This window comes from Roseibium sp., from assembly GCF_048260565.1.
Classification (GTDB): Bacteria; Pseudomonadota; Alphaproteobacteria; order Rhizobiales; family Stappiaceae; genus Roseibium.
Map to the genome: position 1 here is coordinate 79,945 of NZ_JBLXGP010000008.1, position 22,114 is coordinate 102,058.

Sequence of the window (22,114 nt, forward strand, 5' to 3'; positions counted from 1 at the left end):
TCATGAGTGAAAACGCTGTAAAAAATGAAGATCTGGCGGCAGGACGCCTTAAATTGCAGATTTCGGAAACGGACGTCGCCGTCGAAATCCTCAACATGAACAAGTGGTATGGCGATTTCCACGTGCTGCGCGACATCAACCTGAAGGTGATGCGCGGAGAGCGGATCGTCATCTGCGGACCGTCCGGGTCCGGTAAATCCACCATGATCCGCTGCATCAACCGGCTGGAGGAACACCAGAGCGGTCAAATCATCGTCGAGGGCACTGAACTCACGGATGATCTGAAAAAGATCGACGAGATCCGCCGCGAGGTTGGCATGTGCTTCCAGCACTTCAACCTGTTTCCGCATCTGACCATCCTTGAAAACTGCACGCTGGCTCCGATCTGGGTGCGCAAGATGCCGAAAAAGGAAGCTGAAGAGGTCGCCATGCACTACCTGGAGCGGGTGAAAATCCCGGAGCAGGCTGCGAAGTATCCGGGCCAGTTGTCCGGTGGCCAGCAGCAGCGCGTCGCGATTGCGCGGTCGCTGTGCATGAGCCCTAAGATTATGCTCTTCGACGAGCCGACGTCGGCCCTCGATCCGGAAATGATCAAGGAAGTGCTCGATGTGATGGTGGGGCTTGCCGAGGAAGGCATGACCATGCTCTGCGTGACCCACGAAATGGGCTTCGCCCGCAAGGTCGCCAACCGGGTGATCTTTATGGACGCCGGGCAGATCGTCGAAGAGAACGAGCCGGAAGAGTTCTTCACCAATCCCAAGCACGAACGGACCCAGCTCTTCCTCAGCCAGATCCTGCATCACTGAGGACGGGAATTGCCCCAAAACGGCATTGTTACCGGTATCGTTTCATGGATATTGCGAGGCCTCGCAGGCCTCGCAATTTTCTTTTCAGGCCTCGTCTTCCTGGCTGTGCTGGGGATTGTCGTTCCCCGCGGGCCGTCGGGCGGGATGCCGGCGGAAACCGCTGACCAGGGCTCCTCCCGCACGATTCTGCTGCTGTCCAACCCGATCCATACCGATATCGCCTTGCCGGCGACACCGTATGTGCTCAAGACCTTCGGCTTCGTCAGCAGCGGTGGTTTGGAACTCGACTACCCCGGCGTTCAGTGGGTCATTTTCGGTTGGGGATCACGCCGTTTTTACGTGGAGACTCCGAACTGGTCGGATCTCAAGCCCGGGCCGGTTCTCGCAGCCCTGACGCTCGACAGTTCCGTGATGCACGTCGGCCGCGCTGGGTATATCGACCCCGACACTGCCGATGTTCGTCCGCTGACCCTTTCCGCCGACGGTTTCAGGAAAATGACGGAGGCGATCCGGCAGGACTTCGCATTAGGGGCAGATGGTTCCCGCAGGGCCATCGAGGGCGTGAGCTACACGGCCCATGACGCATTCTTTCCAGCAAAGGGATCGTTCAATGCCCTGAACGGCTGCAATACCTGGACCGGGCGGATGTTGCGGCAAGCAGGTCTGACGACCGGATGGTGGACGCCGCTTCCACAGGGGTTGCTCTGGTCGATCGAATTGCACAATTGAGATGATCGTTCCTGCGGGCGTTGTCTCTCGTCGCAGACCGGCATCCATCGATGTTTACGTTACGTTATTTTTGCGGCGGTATTGCTGGGGCTGCGATCACAGCCTCAGGAGACATTCATGCGGATTATCCGGGAACGATTAACGGCCGATTGTGCCCGGATCGGGCTTTGCGTCCTTCTGGCACAGGTATTGTTGAGCTCGGCGTCGGCGCAGGAGGTTCCGGCGGAACTCATCGCAAGCTGGAAGGTTGAGGCGATTTCCGGCGCACCTGTGGATCCTGGCGTCATGGCCAGCATGGAATTCGAAGGGGCAGGCACCGTTGACGGCTCCGGCGGATGCAATTCTCTGTTCGGTCCTTACAGCAATGAAGACGGGTTCAGGATAGGACCGCTGGCGGTAACACGGAAGGCCTGCCCGCCGACTGTCCTCAGCCAGGAGCAGGCCCTCATCAAGGCAATTTCCGCCGTCCGTGATTTCCGTCTTGAAGCGGATAACCAGCAGCTCATGCTGCTGAATGGTTCGGGCGATGTCGTCGTCCAGTTGTCCGCGGACAAATAACCGAACCGCTCAAAACGCGTCGCTCTGATGCTCAGCCTGTCACCACCTCGGTGTCGTCCCGACCACCCCATTCTGTCCAGGACCCATCGTAAAGCGTGTGGTCCTTGTGACCCACGAGCGTGAGGGCGAGGGTTATGACGGCCGCGGTCACACCCGAGCCGCAACTGGTCGTTACGGGTTTGTCCAGATCGACACCGGCATCGACGAAGATCTTTTTCAGTTCCTCCGGGTCCAGGAAGGTGCCGTCCTCGGCGGTGAAGCCAGTCGAGGGCGTGTTTAAAGCGCCCGGCATATGGCCGCCGCGCAGGCCCGCGCGCGGTTCGGGAATTTCCGCTTTGAAACGGGCGGCGGGCCGGGCGTCCAGGATCTGCCGGCTCTTGTCCTGGACCATCTGCTTGACGTCAGAGAGGTCGGCAACGGCGCCGTGATTGAGGCGTGCCGTAAAATGGCGTTCCGGACGGGTCACGATGCCGTCCTCGACCGGGCGCCCCTCTGCTTTCCACTTCGGCAGTCCGCCGTTCAGAATGAAGACCTGCTCTGCGCCCATGACCTTGAACATCCACCAGGCGCGCGGTGCGGCATAGAACCCGGCGGAATCGTAGACCACCACCGTCTGGCCGTCGCCTACGCCGAGCTTGCGCATCTTTGAGGAAAAAACATGGGGAGCGGGCAGGGTGTGCGGCAGGTCCGAGTTCGGGTCGCTGATGTCGTCGATGTCGAAGCGGACAGCTCCCGGAATATGTTCGGCCAGATACTCCGCATTGGCGTCTCGCCCGGCGTTGGGCAGATACATCGAGGCGTCCAGCACGACCAGGTCCGGCGCGTTCAGGTGTTCTGCGAGCCATTCGGTGCTGACAAGCGGATTTTCGGTCATGGCGTTTCCTGTTTTTCAAGTGTCGTAGTGCTCATGGGACTTGTGCCAGTCCTCGATGGAAAGTTCGTGATAGCGCTGGAAATGAATATGCCCCGGACCTTCGGGAACCTCCACCCATGAAGGTTTGTACTCCAGCATGATATGCGCTGTCTCCGGCAGTTGCGGCGAAGGTGTATCAATTGCGCTGGTAAGGGGGATGGGGCAGAACCGGCCCGCGGGGATCCCGCAGCCAGAGCGAACGCCTGCGGTTCCGACAGCTCACTTCGCGTTTCATGGATCCGGTCCATTCCGGTTCTGCCGGTCGAATGTTCAGTCCGCCAGACGAATACGTACCCGGCGGTTCTGCTTGCCCTTGTTCTCGATCTTGCCGAGTTCGAGGCGGCCGATTTCCGACGTGCGCTGCACATGGGTGCCTCCGCAAGGCTGAAGATCGACATCGCCGCCGATGCGCACCAGGCGAACCTTGCCGGAGCCACGCGGCGGCTTGACCGACATGGTCTTTACCAACCCCGGATTCGCATCCAGCTGTTCGTCGGTGATCCATTCGGACGTGACTTCATGATCGCCGGAGGCAAGGGTGTTAAGAGTTTCGACCAGCGCATCCTTGTCGATCTGTCCATCCCCGATATCGAAATCGAGCCGTCCTTCCGGATCGCCGATCTGGCCACCGGTCACGGGGTAGGGCAGGGCGACGGACAGAAGATGAAGCGCCGTGTGCATGCGCATCAGCTTGTAGCGTCGAGACCAGTCCAGATGCGCGACGACTTTTATGCCTGGTGCGGGCAGGTCCTGGCCTTCGGCCGGAACATGGACGATCCCGGACCGGTCCTCGTCATAGACGGTGGTCGCGATTTCGATCCGGCGGCCGTCGTCCAGTTCCAGATGACCGGTGTCGCCGGGCTGGCCGCCGCCGGTCGCATAGAAGATCGTGCGGTCGAGCAGAATTCCGCCGCGGTCGTTGACACTCACCACGTCCGCTTCGCAGGTCCGCAAATAGGCGTCGTCGCGGAACAGGGGCTCGGTCATTGCTCTCTCCTGGAAGTGAAATTGATCGGGAGGTCAATTGAGCAATGAACGCGCGTCGTTGCAAGCACCATTCACCATGAAAGTGGCGCCTCGATCCGGTACAGCGGCTGCAGTCTAACCGGCCGCCGCGCGGGAGGCGAGAAGCCGGACGGCGAAGGTGCCCATCAGGCTCGCGAGGGTCCAGTCGAAAATCCGCATGGCGCGTGGCGACCTCTTCAGGAACCGGGAGACCGCGCTTGCGCCGAGCATGATCACCATGCAGCCGCTGAAGCCGAGAACGATGAAATAAAGCGCCAGAAACAGGAGCTTTCCGGTCGCTGCCGGGTCGGAGGCGCTGACGAACTGCGGCAGGAAGGTCATGAAGAACAGAGCGATCTTCGGGTTCAGCAGGTTGATGCCAAGGCCTTGCAGCCAGACGCGCCGCAACGGCTGGGCGGACGGAGCGGAAGCCTCCATGGAAAAGGAAGAGCCTCTGCGGATCGACTGGACGGCGAGCCAGAAAAGATACCCGGCACCGATCACCTTCAGGATCGTATAGGCCGTTTCCGATGCCGCCAGCAGCGCGGCAACGCCGAACTGGGCCAGGATCGCATGGACGGTGATCCCTGTCGAAGCACCAAGGACGGCAACCGTGCCCGCCTTGCGTCCCCGGCTCAGTGTCCGGCTCATGTAGAACATCATGTCCGGACCGGGGGTGAGGATCAGCACTGCGGCCGCCGCCGTAAAGGCAAGAAGGACGGACAGGTCCGGGACGAAAGTCATCGTAATATCCTTCCAGCCTTACATATGAGGTCACGACCTAAAGCACTGGAGACAGAAGCTGGGCGCCCTTGGCGATCACGCGGAAGGCGTAGCTGCGCTTTTCCAGATCATCGGGTCCGGTCTGCCGGGAGCAGGCAAAGTCCTCCTCCAGCATTCGGCTTATCTTTTCTATCATGCGTTTGTGGGCGAACCACAGGGTGATTTCGAAATTGATGCGGAAGGACCGGTTGTCGAAGTTGACCGTGCCGACGGACGCCAGGTCATCGTCGACCAGGGTCACCTTCTGGTGCAGGAAGCCTTCGGTATAGCGGTAAACCTTGATGCCCCTGCCAACCATGGCATCCGCATGGGCGTGGCTGGCAAGCCAGACCGTGGTATGGTCGGCCTTCTCCGGCAGCAGGATGCGCACGTCAACGCCACGCATGGCCGCTGCATAAAGCGCCGTCTGGATGTCCATGGAAGGTACGAAGTATGGCGAGGTGATCCAAAGCCGTTTGCGGGCCCGCCCTGCGGTTTCCGCAAAGGCGATGGAGCAGTCTTCCATATCGTCGGCCGGCCCGGTCGGCATGACCAGGACCGGTTCGTCGCCGGGCTGATCGATATCACCCATCTTGCCCAGCGAGATTTCCTCGCCGTTGGCCCATTTCCAGTCTTCCAGAAACGACAAGGCGCAGGCGAGGGCGGATGGCCCCGTCACCTTTACGTGGGTATCGCGCCAGCGGCCGAATTTTTCCAGCCGTCCCATATATTCGTCCGCAACGTTGTGACCGCCGACCCAGGCGCTGGCGAAATCGGTCACGACGATCTTGCGGTGGTTGCGGTAGTTCAGGCGCATGGGGCCGAGAAAGCGCAGGTAGCGGTGCTGCTCGTTGAAGCCGCTGACGATGATGCCTGCCTCGCGCAGCCGGTTCAGGTAGGCCTTGGGCAAGCCGTTACAGCCGACTTCGTCGTAAAGCAGGTAGATGGTCAGGCCGGCCTTCGCCCGCGCGATCAGGGCGTCGGCGAACTGGCGGCCGAGCTGGTCGTCCCGGAAGATGAAAAACTGAACCAGGATCGTGTGTTCGGCCTCGGCGATCCCTTCCAGGATCGAATTGAACGTTGCCTCTCCGTCAATCAGCAGATCGCAGCTGTTTCCGGCAAGAAACGGCAGCCCCGCGATTTTGGAAAGCACGGGCCACTGGCGCGTTTCCTCGCGATCGGTAAGCTCGAGCCGTTCGGCGCGTCTGCGCCGTCCGAGCCGGCCCAGGTCGGATTGGATCCGGAGGTAATCGCCGAAGGATTTCCAGCCGAAAACGAGATAGAGGGGAACGGTCAGGAATGGCAGGAAGAAGAGCGACAGCAGCCAGGCGATCGACCCCTGAGCCGTCCGGCTGTTCATGATTTCGCGGACAGCGCAGACAAGGGCAGCGACATAAAAACAGAAGGCGATGGCCGCAACGATGCCGAGATTGTTGGCAACCGTATCCACGACTGTCGCATCATGAACCGCGTCGGTTATCAGTCTGGCATCCCGTGTCGGGTCCATTTATTCATCCTTGCCGGCCATTCTCAGACGAATGGCGCCGTCAACGTGCCCGGTCGTTCCAGCCATCCGGGGACGGGCAGGTTCTTGGAGCGCAGGAACTCCGGATTGTAGAGTTTCGACTGGCTGCGCGTGCCGTGATCGCACAGGATGGTGACGATGGTGTGCCCGCGGCCCAGATCCTTCGCCAGACGCCGGGCTCCGGCCAGGTTGATGGCCGTCGAGCCGCCAAGCAACAGGCCTTCCTTCTCCGCCAGGTCGAACACCAGGGGCAAGGCTTCCTCGTCCGGGATCGCATAGGGATAGTCGACCGTGATATCGCCGACGATCGGCGTGGAGCGGCCGAGCCCGATTCCTTCCGCGATGGAGCCGCCGTCGGTTGCCTTGGCCTCGCCGTCCTTGAACAGGTGATACATGCCGGCGCCCAGCGGATCCGCGCAACCGATGGCGATGGTCGGCTTCTGCTCGCGCAAATAAGTCGAGACGCCGGCAAGCGTGCCGCCGGAACCGACCGCGCAGATGAAACCGTCGACCTTTCCGTCGGTCTGCTCCAGGATTTCCGGACCGGTCGTCAGGTAGTGGGCCTTGCGGTTGTCCAGATTGTTCCACTGGTCGGCAAAGAGAACGCCGTTGGGCTCGGTCTTCGCCAGTTCTTCGGCCAGCCTGCGGGCCACATGCTGGTAGTTGTTCGGATCGGAGTAGGGTTTGGCCGGGACTTCCAGGAGTTCGGCGCCGCACAGGCGCAGCATGTCCTTTTTTTCCTGGGTCTGGGTTTCGGGAATGACGATGACCGTCCGGTAGCCGCGGGCGCTGGCCACAAGTGCGAGACCGATCCCGGTGTTGCCGGCGGTTCCTTCTACAATCAGGCCACCGGGCTTCAGATCGCCGCGGGCTTCGGCCTCAAGGATCATCTGCCGGGCCGGCCTGTCCTTGACGGATTGGCCGGGGTTCATGAACTCCGCCTTGCCGAGGATTTCGCAGCCGGTTTCATCTGACAGGCGATTCAGCCGGATCAGAGGCGTGTTGCCGATGGCATCGACAACGGAAGGACACACAGTCATGAGGCGTTCCCAAATCTTGTTCTTCGTTTCATGAACTAATCTGCCATCTGTGTTTGTTCAAGTTTACCGCGCGACTTAAAAGGCCAAATTGTAATTTATAAGGCCCGCCGCCATTCTACTTTACGGCCCGATTGCCTGTTCGGGTGCGGTAAAAAATCGCAAAAGACGGTAATCCCGAACTAGCGATCGCGCGAGGGACGAAAAACTGTCCCTATTTTCGGGCGCACCCAAAAAACAAAAAAAACGGCCCGACCCGTAGGTCAGGCCGCATTTCGCGGGGGGGAATGGAGGTCGTTGTATCGTCAGGCCTGAGCCGTACCGAAAAGCCAGTTCCAGGCGACCTGAACGCGGGTGGCGGCTGCATGGAAGAAGGCCGTGATCTTTTCCCAGACCGTTTCTCCGAGGCTGGCCATCGTTTCCGTCGATGTCTGTTCGTCTGCGGGCTTTGCCTCGATGAACTCGATGGAAGTTGCCTGATTGCCCTCGTGAACGACACGTCGGGTGAAGACCAACTGTCCGTCGGTCTCGACACGGGACTCATCCGTCTTGGCGACTGTCGTTGCGGGATCGGTGGAACTGACCACAATCGCCCGACCGTCCGGAAGCAGGTGGGTTTCATTCGTGCCGACTTCCGAGTCGTAGATGACTTCTCCGTAGGAATCGATCAATTCGACCCAGACGGTCTTCCGGCCCTGGATTTCGATCTCACCGACCCAGATGGTGAGTTCGCTCTCAAGCGGATCTGCTTCTTCCGGCGTGGCGGACGCGACCGTCACGGCCAGATTGTCATCCGGCAGGTTGTAGGTTTCCTGCGGAAAGGGGGATGCGCCCGCACCGACGGCAAAGCCGGCAGCGAGACACACAGTGAGTCCAACGCTTTTAATCAACTGGTACATTTGCGCCTCCCAAGGCAGCTATGACCGTTTCGACGTTCCTGTGTCCCGGTTCTGTTTATATAACCGCCAGGCGGCTTCCGGGTTCCATAGTTCGTCGTCACTATTTGGCCATTATTGCACCACAAACAGGACAAAAGGTGTAATATGAATCACAAAACCCTGAGATTTTGATCACGTTTTGTTAACTGGTGTGTATTTTCGAGAGTTTTCTCTGGGGTAGCTTCCTGCTTTGACGATCTAATATCGTTATTTCTACCAATTATAGTTTGGTGCAAGAAATATGCATTTGCGTGCAGAGGATTTTCTGTGCTGTGAGAACAAGGGGCGCCAATCGCTGCAATCGCAAGCAAAAAAAACAGCCCTACGGCTGCCGGGGGACGGGGGCGTCCAGTGATTTGAAGGGCGGTCGATGGGGTACGCGCTTCAAGTGAGGACAACTCGGACGGTCACGATGATTAGTGCTGTTGCGGTCCCGCCAGGTTGTCGGGCCGTTCAGACCCATAACTTTCAATAGTGCCAATTCCTCTCATAAGAGACGTCAAAACTGGTTTTGTTCGACTGCCGTATGGTTTTCATGGTTTTTGGGCAGTAAGGGGATTGTCAGTTCTCTGAAACTTCCCTTCCAAGAGTGGCAGCACTTTTGAAAATAAAATTAGAACTTCATGATTCCATCAATATTGTCAAAAATATCGTATTGGCTCAAAGCTTATTTACACGAAGGTCTGGGTTTTCTGGCTAAGCTTATGGAATTTCGAGTGATATATTTTTCGAATATGATTCATAGCCGTCCTAATATCTTTGTGGGTCAATCTTCCAGCCTGGTTATTTTTACCTGAATCGACCTTTGGTGAATCCGTAAATGTAATTCATTCCGGTTGTGAGGTGTGCACTGCCTGCGAGAAACCGGCAAGTTGCTGTAGGCATCGGCCGGGCAACCGAGGTGAAAGGCCCGTGCATATTGGCTATGTTTGGCAACAAATGGTTTGCCGAAAGGTCTTTTATTCCACGCAGTTCTGCCACATCGCGGGTGATCTCTGTCATTCCATCCCTTGTCAGTTTGTTTCCGTGCCATTGCCACGGTCCGCATGATTGGCTCCGGTCCCGAATACCCTTTCGGATCATCGGAAACGGAGTTCGTCACCGGTCACGGACTGGCGGTATGTCTGCAGGGCGGGCAGGGATGATGGGAGCAGAGCAGGGGCGTCTCCGCCGAGCGTTGGCGGGATGCTGCGCACATCAGACATGGTTCTGACATGTCCGCCGGCTAATAATCCTCCTGGACAATTGCCTGATGAAGCGACCTGGCGGGAAATGGATTTTGGAATGGACGCGAGACAGCTCGCCCGTGTCTTGACGCAGACGATCGAAGACGGTGACTTTTCCGCGGGTGCGCAGCTCCCCTCCCAGTCCGAACTGATGAAGGCATATGGAGTCTCGCGTCATGTCGTCAGGAAGGCGCTGGGCCTTCTGGAGGAAAGGCACCTGATTACCAGCTGGCAGGGCAGCGGATCGATCGTACGGGGGCGGGAATGGGCCTATCCGATCACCAGCCGGACGCGCATCCATCTCAGCCTGCGGGAATCGGGCGCGAAGATGCGCATCAAGGTTCTCAAGACCCTGGAGAAAAAGCGTCCTTCGCCGGACGTGGCGCAGTTGCTGGGCGTTTCCTTGCGGGACAAGCTACCGTTCATCGAGTTCCTGCTGATTGCCGACGGCCTTCCGATCGCGCTCGGCCATCACTTCATCCATCCGTCTGTTTCCGTCGATATTCTGAAACGGGTTGAGGAAATCGGCGAGATTGCCGACGCCTATGTCGCAATCGGGATCGAGGACTATTTCAGGACCCGGACCATGGTGCGGGTCCGCATGCCGAGCGAACGGGAAACAGACCTACTGGAGATCCCGCGTCAGCAGCCTCTGTTCGTTCTGCTCGGGCTGAATGTCAGCGTCGACCGGAATCCGCTCGAGGTGACCGAGGCCATCGTGCGCGGCGATCGGATCAGGCTGGATATCTGATCTCACCAAATCCCGCACTTGGTGCAAAGGTTTCGTGACACCGGATCGTTCGTCCCGGCGTTGTCACCCGAGTGTCATTCAAACTTGGTTTTAGCCTCTTCGTGCTTGCGGCAACGCGGCGCCTCTGACGTGACAGAGCGCGGGTCCTCCTTCGCGCCGTCAATCGAGTATCGAAACGAGGTCTTGAAGACATGTTGAAAAAACTCTCCCTTGCAATGCTTATGGTCAGCGTCAGTGTCGTTGCTGCCGAAGCCAAAACCGTCATCACCTGCCTGACGAATTCCGGTCACCTGACCCGCCAGCACGAACCGCTGATGAAAGAATTCAACGAGATGCAGGACGAGATCGAGGTGAAATACGCCGCGCCTGCCAAGGACTACGCGGATTCCCACCTGAAGATGATGCGTGCGTCTGCCACCAACACCCTGCCGGACTGCGCATTCGAAGCCTATAACCAGCTGCCGGCTCTGGCCCGTGCCATGGCGAAGCGCGGCCAGATCGTCGACCTCGCACCGCTGATCGCGGCCGAAGGCGAAGGCTGGAAGGAACTCAACTACACCGACAACATGCTGAACCTGGGCCGCGTTGACGGCGTGCAGTACGGCATGCCGTTCAACGCCTCCGTCATCCAGTGGTACTACAACGCGGACCTGTTCCGTAAGGCAGGACTCGACCCGGACAACTTCCCGAAAGACTGGGACGGCCTGTTCGCCGCCACGCAGAAGATCGCGGCTCTCGGCGACGACATCACGCCGATGTTCATGTGGATGATCAACGGCGACGACTGGGGCTTCCAGACGCTCATTGAAATGCAGGGCGGCGCCATGGTTTCCGAAGACGGTCAGAAGGTGGTCTTCGACGAAAACGACTACGCCGTTAAAGCCATGCAGATGGCACGTCGTCTCGTGACCGACGGCGGCGCGCGTACCGATCAGGACCGGTCGACCCAGTTCACCGCCTTCACCGAAGGCAAGATGGGCATCTGGGGCCTTTCCCCGGCCGGTGCCCGTGACATGCAGGAACGCGTCGGCGATGCCTTCGAGCTACGCTCCACACCGTTCACTGTCTGGAACGAAGAGAAGGGCACGCTGCCGACAGGCGGCAACGCCGCGATCATCACCACCCAGGACCCGGACAAGATCGCTGCCGTCTGGGAATACCTGAAGTTCGTGACCGGTCCGCGCGGCCAGCAGGTCGCCGCCCAGATCACCGGTTACCTGCCGACCAACCGCCGCACGCTCGACGACGAGTATCTCGGCAAGTTCTACGCGGAAAACCCGTACTACGCGACGCCGATCAAGCAGTATGACCGCGCCGGACCCTGGTACGGCTACCCGGGCACGCAGAACCAGAAGATCTGGAGCGAGCAGCGGTCTGTCATCAAGTCCGTCATGGAAGGTGAGACCTCTCCGGAAGACGGCGCTGCCGAGCTCAAGGACATCGCGGTCACGCTGTCGCAGAAATAGGCGTTACCCGAAAATACTCCGGCAGGCGGGCTGATGCCCGCCTGCCTTTCCTTCATTCAAGATGACAGGGGCGTGCGGTGGCAGGTCTGGAACTCAGAGACATCCGAAAATCGTTCGGCAATACGCAGGTCTTGAAGGGGCTGTCCTTCGAGATCGCCGACGGAGAATTCCTGTCGCTCGTCGGGGAGTCCGGATGCGGAAAATCGACCCTCTTGCGGATCATTTCCGGACTGGAAACGCCGGACAGCGGTGAGGTTCTGATCGGCGGGCAAGCGATGAACGCGGCCTCGCCGAAGGACCGTAACATCTCCATGGTCTTCCAGGACTATGCCCTTTATCCGCACATGAGCGTGGCCCAGAATATTTCCATGCCCCTGATCATGGCGCGCCTGCCGCTGCACGCACGCCTGCCGCTCGTCAACAGGATCAGCCCGAAGGCCCGCGCACTCCGGCCGGTGGTCGCCACCGAAGTCGAGGCGGTCGCGAAACAGCTGCGCATCGAGCACCTCTTGAACCGGCGTCCGGCGGAACTTTCGGGCGGTCAGCGCCAGCGCGTCGCGCTCGGCCGGGCGCTGGTGCGTCATCCCAAACTGTTTCTCATGGACGAGCCGCTTTCCAATCTCGATGCCAAGTTGCGCGTCGAAGTGCGCAAGGAAATCACCGAGCTGCATCAAAGCACCGGCCTGACCTTTGTCTATGTCACCCACGATCAGACCGAAGCCATGACCATGTCGCATCGGGTTGCCTTGCTGGACAAGGGACAGTTGCTCCAGCTCGGAACGCCGAACGCGCTTTATGCCGATCCGCATTCGGTTGCGGTTGCCCGGTTCATCGGCTCTCCGGAAATCAACATCCTGCCGGCGGAAGTGACATCGGGCATTGCGCGGCTTGGCGCGACGACGGTTCCCGGGCGTGCGGTGAACATGGACAGCTCGACCCTGTTCGCGGTTCGCCCGGAAGCGGCCCGTCTGGTCCACCCTCATGACATGTCGACCGATTTCAAGCTGGGCTTTACCCGTCATCTGACCGAAGACCTGGGGCACGAGGTGCTGGTGCACGGCGCCCTCGATGACCTGCCGGAGACCAGGTTCCGCATGCGGCTTCCCAAAACCTCGGACCTGCTTTCCCGAGTCAGCCTCGATCCGACGCTGCACGTCGGTTTCGACGCGAGCAGCCTGCTCTTTTTCAACGCCGATGGCGAGCGGCTCAGGGATGCGGCGATCGTCGCAGAAGCCCGGGAGGCGGCTCAATGAGCCCGACAGCTCTCCCGAGGCAGGAAGGGGGACGGCGGCGGCTTGCCTATCTGCTTTCCGCGCCCGCTTCCCTGTTGATCCTGGTCATCTACGTTCTGCCCATCGTCGCGGTGTTCGTGATCAGCTTCACCGACTATTCGCTCGTTTACGACGGCTTCAATTTTGTCGGGCTCGACAATTACAGGCAGATGCTCACCGACGCGCATTTCGCCGAAGCGCTCGAGAACACGCTGATCTATGCGGCGATCTTCATTCCCGGCGCGTTTTTCCTTCCGCTTTTGCTCGCCATCGCGATCCAGCGTCGCAGACGGTTCCGCTCCATTCTGGAAGTGCTTTATTTCATGCCTGTCACGTCGACCCTGACCGCCATGACGCTGGTCTGGCGCGCGTTGCTCGACGGCAATCAGGGGGCGATCAACAACATGCTGGTCGGCCTCGGCCTGGACAAGGTCAACTGGCTCGGCGACGGCGATATCGTCCTGATCTCCATCGCGATGGTCTCCATCTGGGGCATCATCGGGTTCAACATGGTGCTGTTTCTCGCAGGGCTCACTGCCATTCCCCAGAACCTCTACGAAGCGGCGAGCATCGACGGCGCCGATCATCCGCTGGACCGCTTCTTCCAAGTGACCTGGCCGCTTTTGGCGCCGACCTCCCTGTTCGTGTCTGTGAACACCCTGGTCACGGCGTTCAAGCTGTTCGACACGGTCGCGGTGCTGACCCACGGCGGGCCGGACCGGGCCAGCGAGGTCTATCTCTATCTCGCCTACCTGGAAGGCTTCGAGAATTTCAACATGGCCTACGCCTGTGCCCTGTCTCTCGTCTTCCTGGCCGTCCTGTTCCTTGTCGCCTGGCTGCAGACGCGGCTTGCCGACCGCAGGAGAACCCACGCATGACCGTGACCACTTCGATCCAGCGGCCGCAAGCTCCCCGGCTGCGCTTCCTCGCCTCGTTCAAACCGAAGTCGCTCGCGGATGCGGTCGGAACCTGTCTACTGTTCCTCGGCGCCTGGCTCGTCATCTTTCCGTTCGTCTGGATGTTGTCGTCGAGCATGAAGCCGGCGGACGAGGTCTACGATTCAAACTTCCACTTCTGGCCCGAGACGTTCGTGGGGGGCGCCAACTATTACGGCGTTCTCTTCGACCAGCCCTATCTGACCTTCCTGGCCAACAGCTTCATCGTGTGCATCGGCATCCTGATCGTCCAGCTCGTCACGGCGGTGCCGGCGGCCTATGCGCTTGCGAAGCTGAAGTTCCGCGGATCGACGATCCTGTTCGGCTTCGTCGTCGCGTCGCTGACCATTCCGATCAACGTGACGTCCATCCCGATCTATCTCGGGCTCGTCAAATTCGGACTGCTGGACACCTACTTTTCGCTGATGTTCCCGTTTTTCGTATCGGTCTTCGCGATCTTCCTGTTCCGGCAGTTCTTCAAGGACTATCCGGACAGCATCATCGATGCGGCCCGCGTGGACGGATTCAGCGAAATCGAGATCATCCTGCGCCTGATCCTGCCGGCGGCCATTCCCGCCGTCGCGGCCTTCTCGGTGTTCTCCGTGGTCGCCCACTGGAACGACCTCTACTGGCCGCTGATCGTCGTCCAGAGCCAGGACAAGATGACGGCCGCGCTTTCCATGCTGCAGTACCAGTCGGAATTCGACAACGATTACGGCCGCACCTTTGCGTCCGCGACCGTGGTCACCCTGCCGATGGTTGTCATTTTCCTGTTCGCGCGCCGCCTGTTCATCCGAAGCATCACCATGAGCGGGATCAAAGGGTAATCCCGCAAACCGTTCGTCCTCCAGAAAGAAGCAATACCAGAATGCTCAAGCTCATCGTGCTTTCCGACCTTCACATCGTTCCCGAGGGAGACCTGTCGCACGGTCTCGATACGACCGAACGGCTGGAAACCGGCATAGACTTCGTGAACCGGCGCCACGCCGATGCGGATCTGATCGTTGTTGCCGGCGACCTCGCCGACCGGGGAGAGAAGGCGGCCTATGAACGGCTGCAGGCATCGCTTGCAAAGTTTGCCCAGGCACCGGTCCTGACCCTTGGAAACCACGACAATGTCGAGGTTTTCGTCGAGCACTTCGGCCAGGACCGCGTGAACGCGCAGACCGGCAAGGTCGATCATGCCATCGACCGGAACGGCCACCGGGTCATCGTGCTGGACACCTCCGTTCCCGGATTTGCAGGCGGTCGCCTCGACAAGGTGCAGCTTGCATGGCTGGAACAGCAGTTGGAGGACGCCGCCGACAAGCCGGTGATCATCGTGATGCATCACAATATCGCGCCGTTCGGCGTTCCGACCGACGGCATCATCCTGGAGAACGGCGAGGCCTTCGCCGAGTTGGTCAGCGGAAACCGCAACATCCGCTATGTTCTCTCAGGGCATGTGCACATGAGCGTGTCCGGAAACTTCCGGGGCGTGCCGTTCTGCACGATCGCCGGCAGCCACTACAACATTGAGCCGACATTGGGCGCGCCGACACAGGAGCGCTCGGCCGGGTTCGTTCCGCGCCGGGAGGGCCCGGGCCAGCTCGCCGTCGTCCTCAGCGACGACACGGCAACGGTCGTTCATATGGAAAACTACATCGACCGCCACCTGGTGCTTTCGCCGGAGCTTTTCTGAGAGTGAGGTAAGCGAAGAAGCCCGCCACTGCTTCCTGCGATGTCTCGCAGGCTGGCTATTTTAGTCTCACAGAGACGTACGCAACAGGTCTCTTTGGTCCTTCGTGGGGCGAACGCGGTCTGCAGTTATGGGAGTATAGTCTGATAGAAGTGCCGTTTAAACTCATCGCCCAGTTGCTTGGCAGTGGGCAGAAGTCTGCGATGTGTCGGGACTTCGGTATCTAACGCAGCACAGGCAACAAGCTGGTAAGGCGCAACCATCGACGGATACCTTTATGGGCTAATGGACTGCTAACGATGGTCTTACCGCTAAATCAACCAGTACCCTATCCAGTTTGAGACGCTGATTGTGCGATTGAATTTGCATAGGTCAATGCCTTAGGGTTGAGGTTGCTGATTGTATTTCTTCATATGGTTGAGCTTTCCCATGGAGCCCGGTGTTGTTTTTCTTCTAGTCTGGTTGTTCTCAGTCCCCGTACTGTTCGTAGCCTGGGTATGGACCTGGATAAGATTACGGAAAGTGCGGAAGCAATCGGTCTCCTTGATTGATGGTCTCGAAGACAAGTCGCATGCGCTCGAAGTTAAATACGGTGCACTGATTTCCGAAGAAGCCGAACTTGAGCGTCTACGGAATGATGTCGCGGTAGAACAGACAAGAATCGAAGAATTGCGAGCTTCCTATGCCGAGAAGAAGGCGACGTTTGATCGCTTGCGGCATGAGTTGGCCCTCTATGATGAACGCTTGGCATTCGCCGAACTTGGTGTTTACGAACCCCATTTCGATTTCAATGATAGTGAAGCCTATAAGGATCGGATAAAGGAAATTCGCGAACGCCAGAAAAGGGTGGTGTCCGCCAAGGAAGCGTGCATTTGCCCCACCAATTGGACGGTTGATGGAAGCCTTTCCAAGGGACAGACGATGATTAATCGCCAGATGCGTCTGACTATGCGCGCGTTCAACAACGAATGCGAGGCTGCGATCGCCAACACCCGTTGGAACAATGTTATCGCCATGGAAAACCGAGTGCTGAAGGCCGCCAAAGCAATCGATGCTTCAAATTCGTCCATGAATCTCGTCATCAATGATGGTTATGTGGCACTCAAAATTGACGAGCTTCACTTAACGCATGAGTACCGGGAGCAACTGAAGCAGGAGAGAGAGGAGCGGGCCGAGCTCGCTCGAGCAGAGCGTGAGGAAAAGAAACTTCTTGCCGAAGCTGAAAGAGCAGAAAGGGAAGAGCAGAAGTATCAGGCCATGCTCGCGAAAGCGCGGAAAGAGGCTGAAGAAGACATTGGAAATGAACAACTTCGAGTAAAGATTGCGGAACTTGAGAAATCCTTAGCAGACGCGCATGCGACCAGCGAGCGTGCGCGCGCAATGGCAGAGATGACCAAGTCCGGATACGTCTACATCATTTCAAATGTTGGATCCTTCGGCGAGGACGTTGTCAAGATCGGCCTAACACGGCGCCTTGATCCCAATGACCGCGTTCGCCAACTCGGGGATGCCAGTGTGCCGTTTTCCTTCGACACACATGCAATGATCTACTCTGATGAAGCTCCGGCGCTTGAAGCCGCACTTCACCGCGAATTCGCCGAGCGGCGGATCAACATGTCGAACATGAGAAAGGAATTCTTTCGGGTCAACTTGGACGAAGTGGAGGATGCGGTTCAACGTTTGGCTCCCGCAGCATCCTTCTTCAAAGACCGGGAGGCGCAGGAGTGGCATGAGACGTTAGCTCGTCGGAAACAACTTCTTGCGGACATCACTATCTCGGAATCTTCGGATGCATTTCCGGAGACCATCTAACGCCGACCATCAATTGGAGCGCCTCCAACTCTGGGAACTTCTACTACTTGATGCCCTTGTTCTCTATGGTGTGACAAGCCGGGCCATCCTATATTGACCGAATAACTTTCCCGTTGCTGACGACTATCCTCACAAATTGCCTTCTAATATAGGCTCCGAACGAGTTCTTGGCGTTCAGCGAAATGCATCCGACGTGGTGGAAGGTGCATTATATGCCTAACCGGGTCGGCCTCGCCAAGCGCGTCCATCCACGTTTGCGCGCCCGGATTTAGATGTATGGAAGCGGAACCCTCAACGCGGAAATAAGTCCTCGATGATGACGGTGAGGTGGCGGTTCATGGCCTCCGAGGCGCCTTCGGAATCGCGCCGGGCGATCGCCTCGACGATTTCCTCGTGATGGCCGCAGTATTCGCGGCGTTTGGCCTCGGTGATCACCTTCTTCTTCAATCGGATCCAGGGCGCACGGTTGCGGATGTCGCCGAGCAGGTTGTTCAGGCTGATCAGGAGTTCGTTGCGCGTGGCGGTATAGATGCGGCTGTGCAATTCGGCGTCCCAGCGCTCGAAACTGGCGAGGTCGTCCGCATTGACGGCGTGTTCGTGGGCTTCGCGGATCAGCTTGATGTCGGCACCGGTCGCGCTCGAGACGACGGCCGCCGCGGCCTGCGGCTCGATGATCAGGCGCACGGCAAGAATGTCGGCCGGGCTTGCGCCGCTCAGCCGTTTCAGGATGTCGATGAAGTCGCGTGTCGTGCCTGCGGTCGAGACGATCTTGCGGAGTTTTGCCTGGGGGATCATGGGACTGACTTCCTGAAACCGGCCTACTGGCCGAAATAGTTGCGGCGCCGGGACATGAGATGATCGCGCATGGCGCGGGCCGCCGCCTTGCCGTCCCAGTTTTTCAACGCGGCGAGGATTTCGTCGTGTTCACGTCCGTTGGCAAGCCGGCGTTCTTCGGTAAAGGTCCGGCGACGCAGCTCCATCATCGGCGCCTGGCAGCGAATGATCGACAGGAGGTCGAACAGGTCCGTGAGGAAGGCGTTGTTCGCCGCCTGGTGGATTCGCTTGTGAAACTGGCTGTCCCAGTATTCATGCCGGTCGAGATCGATGGCTTCTGCGCATTTCGCGTTCGCCTCGATGATCGCCTCGAGCTCGGATGACGAGGCGTTGCGGGCAGCGGCCTCTGCGCTGTGGGGCTCGATAAAGATCCGCAGGTTCAGGATGTCCAGGGGACTGGCATCGAGGAAGCGGTCCAGAATATCGGTGAACTGATGATCCGGCCGGTCCAGCACGACGGTTCCGCGGCCGACCTGACGCTCGATCAGCCCTTCCTCCGCCATCTGTGTGAGGACCTTGCGCACCGTATTGCGCGCCACGCCGTACTCGGCTGCCAGCGCTCTTTCGTTCGGCATCAGCTCGCCCGGCTGCCACTCGCCGCTTTCCAGCCGTTGCTGCAGATCAGATCCCAGAGCCGAGGCTTTTTTGACAGGCATATTGTCTCTTTTTACGTGATCCAATTTTCGAAAGGTTCACATAACGAGAACCAATTCAGATAATTTTCTGCATATTGGTACAGAAAATACAAGAAAAATACTCTTGCAAGGGCAGAATAGTCCTCTTAGGCTGATGTCAAATATAGGCCAATATTAAATTGGCGCATATGGGAGGAGTGGATTATGCGGGTAGCCTCGATTAGGCATGCCGGGGAGAGGCGTGTCGGTATCGTGAGCGAGGACGGGCAAACCATAGCCCCGATCGCGCTTTCGGTTGAAGAGGCCGAACATGGTGTCGCTGCGCTGGTCGGCAAGGACCTGGCCGCGCTTGAAACCCTTTCTCCGCTGCCGCTTTCCGAAGTCGAACTGGAAGCGCCGTTCCCGCGGCCTTCTCGCAACATCTTCTGCGTCGGAAAGAACTATCACGCCCATGCCCGCGAATTCTCGCGCAGCGGTTTCGATTCCTCCGCGGCTCAGGGCGAGGTGCCCGCGCACCCGATCATCTTTTCCAAGGTTCCAGAGACAGTCGTCGCCTCCGGCGCGCCGGTGATCATCGACCCGGCGATTTCCGAAGCAATCGACTACGAGGCCGAACTCGCCGTCATCATCGGCAAGGAAGGACGTGGTATTCGCGCCGAGGACGCCATGGATTATGTCTGGGGCTACACGATCGTCAACGACGTGACCGCCCGCGATCTGCAGGGCCGATACAGCCAGTGGCTGATCGGCAAGTCCCAGGACACGTTCTGCCCAATGGGGCCGTTCGCGGTGACGGCCGACGAGATCGATATTTCCGATACCAGGGTGTCCACCTGGGTCAACGGCGAGGAGCGTCAGAACGCCAATACGCGCGATCTGATCTTCGACGTGCCGACCATTATCGCGACCATTTCCGCAGGTGTTACGCTCAAGCCCGGCGACATCATCGCCACCGGAACGCCGGAAGGGGTGGGGATCGGCTTCAAACCGCCGAAATACCTGCGCGACGGCGACGTGGTCCGCATCGACATTTCCGGCATAGGCACGCTGGAAAACCGGTTCACGGAGCGGCGCCCATGACCACGACGATGACCGCCGGCATGACCATCGAGCAGGAGGGCGAGGGCCCTGCAATCATCCTGCTCCACGGCCTCGGCGCAACGTCGAATTCCTTCCAACCGCTGATGCCCGCGCTCCGGGGGCGACGTGTCGTGCGCCCGGACCTGCCCGGTGCCGGCCGGTCGGCCACGCCGCGCGGTCCGATCGACGTGCGCTTGCTTGTCGATGCGGTTCTCAGGGCCGCGACCGATCTTGGCATCGCGGAAGCGGATCTGGTCGGACATTCTTTCGGTTCCCTGATCGCCCAGCACGTCGCCCAGGCGCGACCGGCGCTGGCCCGCACGCTGACCTTGTTCGGTCCGATCATCGAGCCGGCGGACGCCGCGCGCGAACGTCTGAAGGGTCGGGCGCAGCTTGCCCGCGACGAAGGCATGGCCGTGGTCGCCGATCAGGTGGCCTCGGCCGGTCTGGCATCCGGGTCCGACGAAGCAAACGCGGCCGCGGTCGCCTTCGTGCGCGAAAGCCACATGCGTCAGGACGCGGAAGGGTTCGCCAAGTCCTGCGAGGCCCTGGCCGGTGCGAATCGTGCCGATGCCAAGGCGCTGAAAATGCCGGTGCTGGTCGTGACGGGTGAAGAAGATGCGGTCGGTCCGCCTTCCGTCGCCCATCAACTGGCGGACGAGGTCGGACGCGGCAGGGCGGTCATCCTGCCGGGCTGCGGACACTGGACACCGATCGAGAAGCCGGCAGACTGCCGGCGGCTGTTATCCGAATTCGTCGGGAGTGCATGACCGACGCGAATTGAAGTTTGCCGGAAGCTTGGGAGGGCCGACGGCGCAAGGGAGGAACACATGGCTGGTTACACGAGTAGCTTGAACGGCGACGGCGGATCCGTCCTGTTCACCAATGTGCGCATACTGGATGCCACCGGCGAACAGCCCTATTCGGGCGAGGTTCTCGTTCAGGGCAACCGGATCAAGCAGATCACCCGGGGATCGTCCCGTTTCTCGCAGCCGATGACATCCTCCGGCGCGACGGTGATCGACGGCATGGGCGCCACGCTCATGCCGGGCATGATCGATGCCCATCTGCACCTGTCCTGGAACAATGCGCCCGGTATCGATCCCATCCAGATGATGGAACTCGAGGAGCATATGCTCGTCACGATGGAGATGGCGAAGCTGGTCCTCGATGCCGGGTTTACCGCCGGCCGCGGGGCTGCGGCCGCCAAGCCCCGTCTCGACGTGGTCGCCAAACGCTTCATCAATGAAGGCCGTTTTCCGGGACCGCGCTATCTTGCCGCCGGTCCGGAGATCACAACAGTGGGTGGTCTCGGAGATGCCGCGCCGTCGCATATTCCCCATGAAGGGCTCAACCTCGGGATCGTCGTTTCGGGACCGGAGGAGGTTCGGCGCGTGGTTCGCACGCTGATCAAATACGGTGTGGATTCCATCAAGCTCAATCTCTCCGGCGAGGAGATCACCGGCATGGGTGCGGAAGAAACGCCCATGGCCGAAGAGGAAGTGGCGATGGCGGCCTCCGAGGCGCGCTGCCGCAACCGGGTGCTGTCCGCCCACGCCCGTTCGTCCGGATCGGTGATGCAGTGCATTCGCCACGGCATTCAGAACATCTATCACGCCTCCTTCGCCAACGAGGAAGCGCTCGATGCGCTGGAAGCTGCGCGCGACCGGCACATCGTTGCGCCGGGGATGGCCTGGCTGATCAACACGGCACGCCATGCCGAGCAGTGGGGCATCAAGCCCGGTTCCGAGGTTTCCATGCTCTATGAGCGGGAGCTGGAGATGTGCATCGACACCATGAAGAAGATGCACCGTCGCGGCATTCGCATCTGCATTGGCGGCGACTACGGCTTTGCCTGGACCCCGCAGGGCACCAACGCCAAGGACCTGCAGATCTTCGTCGACATGCTCGGTTTCTCGCCGATGGAAGCGATCCTGGCCGCAACGAAATACGGCGGCGAGATCATGAACATGGAAAACGAGCTGGGCATGATCAAAGAGGGCTATCTGGCAGACCTGCTTCTGGTCGACGGCGATCCGCTGTCCGACGTGCGCATCCTGCAGAACCAGGATCGCCTGCTGGCCATCATGAAAGACGGCAAGTTTCACAAGGCGCCGCGCGCAAGTGAAGCGCGCCGCCGGCTGACTGCCTGA

22 protein-coding genes are annotated in these 22,114 nt (G+C 59.5%); 13 read left to right on the forward strand and 9 right to left on the reverse strand.

Translation table 11 applies throughout. The features are described from left to right. Window positions 1-2 precede the first annotated feature (2 nt). The 3 genes from ACN0SO_RS17190 (at window position 3) to ACN0SO_RS17200 (ending at window position 2,093) form a co-directional block, all read left to right on the forward strand. Window positions 3-806 (forward strand): amino acid ABC transporter ATP-binding protein, encoded by an 804-nt coding sequence (locus ACN0SO_RS17190; protein WP_417679943.1) that lies wholly within the window; start codon window positions 3-5, stop codon window positions 804-806. 144 nt (window positions 807-950) lie between these two features. Next, on the forward strand, window positions 951-1,535 hold the full coding sequence (locus ACN0SO_RS17195) for a TIGR02117 family protein (protein WP_417679945.1): 585 nt from the start codon (window positions 951-953) through the stop codon (window positions 1,533-1,535). Window positions 1,536-1,652: 117 nt separating this feature from the next. Beyond that, the gene (locus ACN0SO_RS17200) at window positions 1,653-2,093 is read left to right on the forward strand and encodes an META domain-containing protein (protein WP_417679947.1); all 441 of its coding nucleotides are present in this window, start codon (window positions 1,653-1,655) and stop codon (window positions 2,091-2,093) included. 31 nt (window positions 2,094-2,124) lie between these two features. Here ACN0SO_RS17200 and sseA read toward each other — a convergent pair whose 3' ends face one another. From sseA to ACN0SO_RS17235, 7 genes are all read right to left on the reverse strand, one after another. Continuing rightward, the gene (gene sseA / locus ACN0SO_RS17205; RefSeq protein ID WP_417679949.1) at window positions 2,125-2,967 is read right to left on the reverse strand and encodes a 3-mercaptopyruvate sulfurtransferase; all 843 of its coding nucleotides are present in this window, start codon (window positions 2,965-2,967) and stop codon (window positions 2,125-2,127) included. A gap of 15 nt (window positions 2,968-2,982) precedes the next feature. Continuing rightward, window positions 2,983-3,105 carry a hypothetical protein gene (locus tag ACN0SO_RS17210; protein ID WP_417679951.1) on the reverse strand — a complete coding sequence of 41 codons (123 nt, stop codon included), beginning with the start codon at window positions 3,103-3,105 and terminating at the stop codon, window positions 2,983-2,985. 171 nt (window positions 3,106-3,276) lie between these two features. Then, window positions 3,277-3,993, reverse strand: a complete 717-nt coding sequence (locus ACN0SO_RS17215) for an alanyl-tRNA editing protein (protein ID WP_417679953.1) — start codon at window positions 3,991-3,993, stop codon at window positions 3,277-3,279. A 114-nt stretch (window positions 3,994-4,107) separates the two neighbouring features. Next, the gene (locus ACN0SO_RS17220) at window positions 4,108-4,755 is read right to left on the reverse strand and encodes a LysE family translocator (RefSeq protein ID WP_417679955.1); all 648 of its coding nucleotides are present in this window, start codon (window positions 4,753-4,755) and stop codon (window positions 4,108-4,110) included. A gap of 37 nt (window positions 4,756-4,792) precedes the next feature. Beyond that, window positions 4,793-6,280, reverse strand: a complete 1,488-nt coding sequence (gene cls / locus ACN0SO_RS17225; RefSeq protein WP_417679957.1) for a cardiolipin synthase — start codon at window positions 6,278-6,280, stop codon at window positions 4,793-4,795. A gap of 23 nt (window positions 6,281-6,303) precedes the next feature. Continuing rightward, window positions 6,304-7,338 carry a cysteine synthase A gene (locus tag ACN0SO_RS17230; protein ID WP_417679959.1) on the reverse strand — a complete coding sequence of 345 codons (1,035 nt, stop codon included), beginning with the start codon at window positions 7,336-7,338 and terminating at the stop codon, window positions 6,304-6,306. Between the two features lie 302 nt (window positions 7,339-7,640). Next, on the reverse strand, window positions 7,641-8,234 hold the full coding sequence (locus tag ACN0SO_RS17235) for a hypothetical protein (RefSeq protein ID WP_417679961.1): 594 nt from the start codon (window positions 8,232-8,234) through the stop codon (window positions 7,641-7,643). 1,323 nt (window positions 8,235-9,557) lie between these two features. On the opposite strand from ACN0SO_RS17235, the gene ACN0SO_RS17240 reads away from it, so the two are divergent. The 7 genes from ACN0SO_RS17240 (at window position 9,558) to ACN0SO_RS17270 (ending at window position 17,412) form a co-directional block, all read left to right on the forward strand. Then, complete coding sequence (locus ACN0SO_RS17240) at window positions 9,558-10,250, forward strand: GntR family transcriptional regulator (RefSeq protein ID WP_417679963.1); 693 nt, start codon at window positions 9,558-9,560, stop codon at window positions 10,248-10,250. 191 nt (window positions 10,251-10,441) lie between these two features. Further along, window positions 10,442-11,716, forward strand: coding sequence for an ABC transporter substrate-binding protein (locus tag ACN0SO_RS17245; protein WP_417679965.1), 1,275 nt, complete (start codon window positions 10,442-10,444; stop codon window positions 11,714-11,716). Between the two features lie 77 nt (window positions 11,717-11,793). Next, window positions 11,794-12,969 carry an ABC transporter ATP-binding protein gene (locus ACN0SO_RS17250; protein ID WP_417679966.1) on the forward strand — a complete coding sequence of 392 codons (1,176 nt, stop codon included), beginning with the start codon at window positions 11,794-11,796 and terminating at the stop codon, window positions 12,967-12,969. Continuing rightward, on the forward strand, window positions 12,966-13,865 hold the full coding sequence (locus ACN0SO_RS17255; protein ID WP_417679967.1) for a carbohydrate ABC transporter permease: 900 nt from the start codon (window positions 12,966-12,968) through the stop codon (window positions 13,863-13,865). The genes ACN0SO_RS17250 and ACN0SO_RS17255 overlap by 4 nt, the downstream gene beginning before the upstream one ends. Further along, the gene (locus tag ACN0SO_RS17260) at window positions 13,862-14,749 is read left to right on the forward strand and encodes a carbohydrate ABC transporter permease (protein ID WP_417679968.1); all 888 of its coding nucleotides are present in this window, start codon (window positions 13,862-13,864) and stop codon (window positions 14,747-14,749) included. Before ACN0SO_RS17255 ends, ACN0SO_RS17260 begins: the two co-directional genes overlap by 4 nt. A 41-nt stretch (window positions 14,750-14,790) precedes the next feature. Beyond that, window positions 14,791-15,603, forward strand: a complete 813-nt coding sequence (locus ACN0SO_RS17265) for a phosphodiesterase (RefSeq protein ID WP_417679969.1) — start codon at window positions 14,791-14,793, stop codon at window positions 15,601-15,603. 540 nt (window positions 15,604-16,143) lie between these two features. Beyond that, window positions 16,144-17,412, forward strand: a complete 1,269-nt coding sequence (locus ACN0SO_RS17270) for a DUF4041 domain-containing protein (RefSeq protein WP_417679970.1) — start codon at window positions 16,144-16,146, stop codon at window positions 17,410-17,412. A gap of 291 nt (window positions 17,413-17,703) precedes the next feature. Here the strand turns inward: ACN0SO_RS17270 and ACN0SO_RS17275 are convergent, their stop codons facing one another. Further along, a complete protein-coding gene (locus tag ACN0SO_RS17275) occupies window positions 17,704-18,207 on the reverse strand; it encodes a FadR/GntR family transcriptional regulator (RefSeq protein WP_417679971.1) in 504 nt (167 codons plus the stop codon). A 23-nt stretch (window positions 18,208-18,230) separates the two neighbouring features. Next, a complete protein-coding gene (locus tag ACN0SO_RS17280; protein ID WP_417679972.1) occupies window positions 18,231-18,902 on the reverse strand; it encodes a FadR/GntR family transcriptional regulator in 672 nt (223 codons plus the stop codon). 231 nt (window positions 18,903-19,133) lie between these two features. Here ACN0SO_RS17280 and ACN0SO_RS17285 point away from each other — a divergent pair, with 231 nt between their 5' ends. From ACN0SO_RS17285 to ACN0SO_RS17295, 3 genes are read left to right on the forward strand one after another with little or no spacing between them, the layout of a single operon-like run. After that, entirely contained in the window at window positions 19,134-19,961 is an 828-nt protein-coding gene (locus tag ACN0SO_RS17285; RefSeq protein WP_417679973.1) for a fumarylacetoacetate hydrolase family protein, read from the forward strand. Next, window positions 19,958-20,731 carry an alpha/beta fold hydrolase gene (locus tag ACN0SO_RS17290; protein WP_417679974.1) on the forward strand — a complete coding sequence of 258 codons (774 nt, stop codon included), beginning with the start codon at window positions 19,958-19,960 and terminating at the stop codon, window positions 20,729-20,731. Before ACN0SO_RS17285 ends, ACN0SO_RS17290 begins: the two co-directional genes overlap by 4 nt. Before the next feature lie 60 nt (window positions 20,732-20,791). Further along, window positions 20,792-22,114 (forward strand): amidohydrolase family protein, encoded by a 1,323-nt coding sequence (locus tag ACN0SO_RS17295; protein WP_417679975.1) that lies wholly within the window; start codon window positions 20,792-20,794, stop codon window positions 22,112-22,114.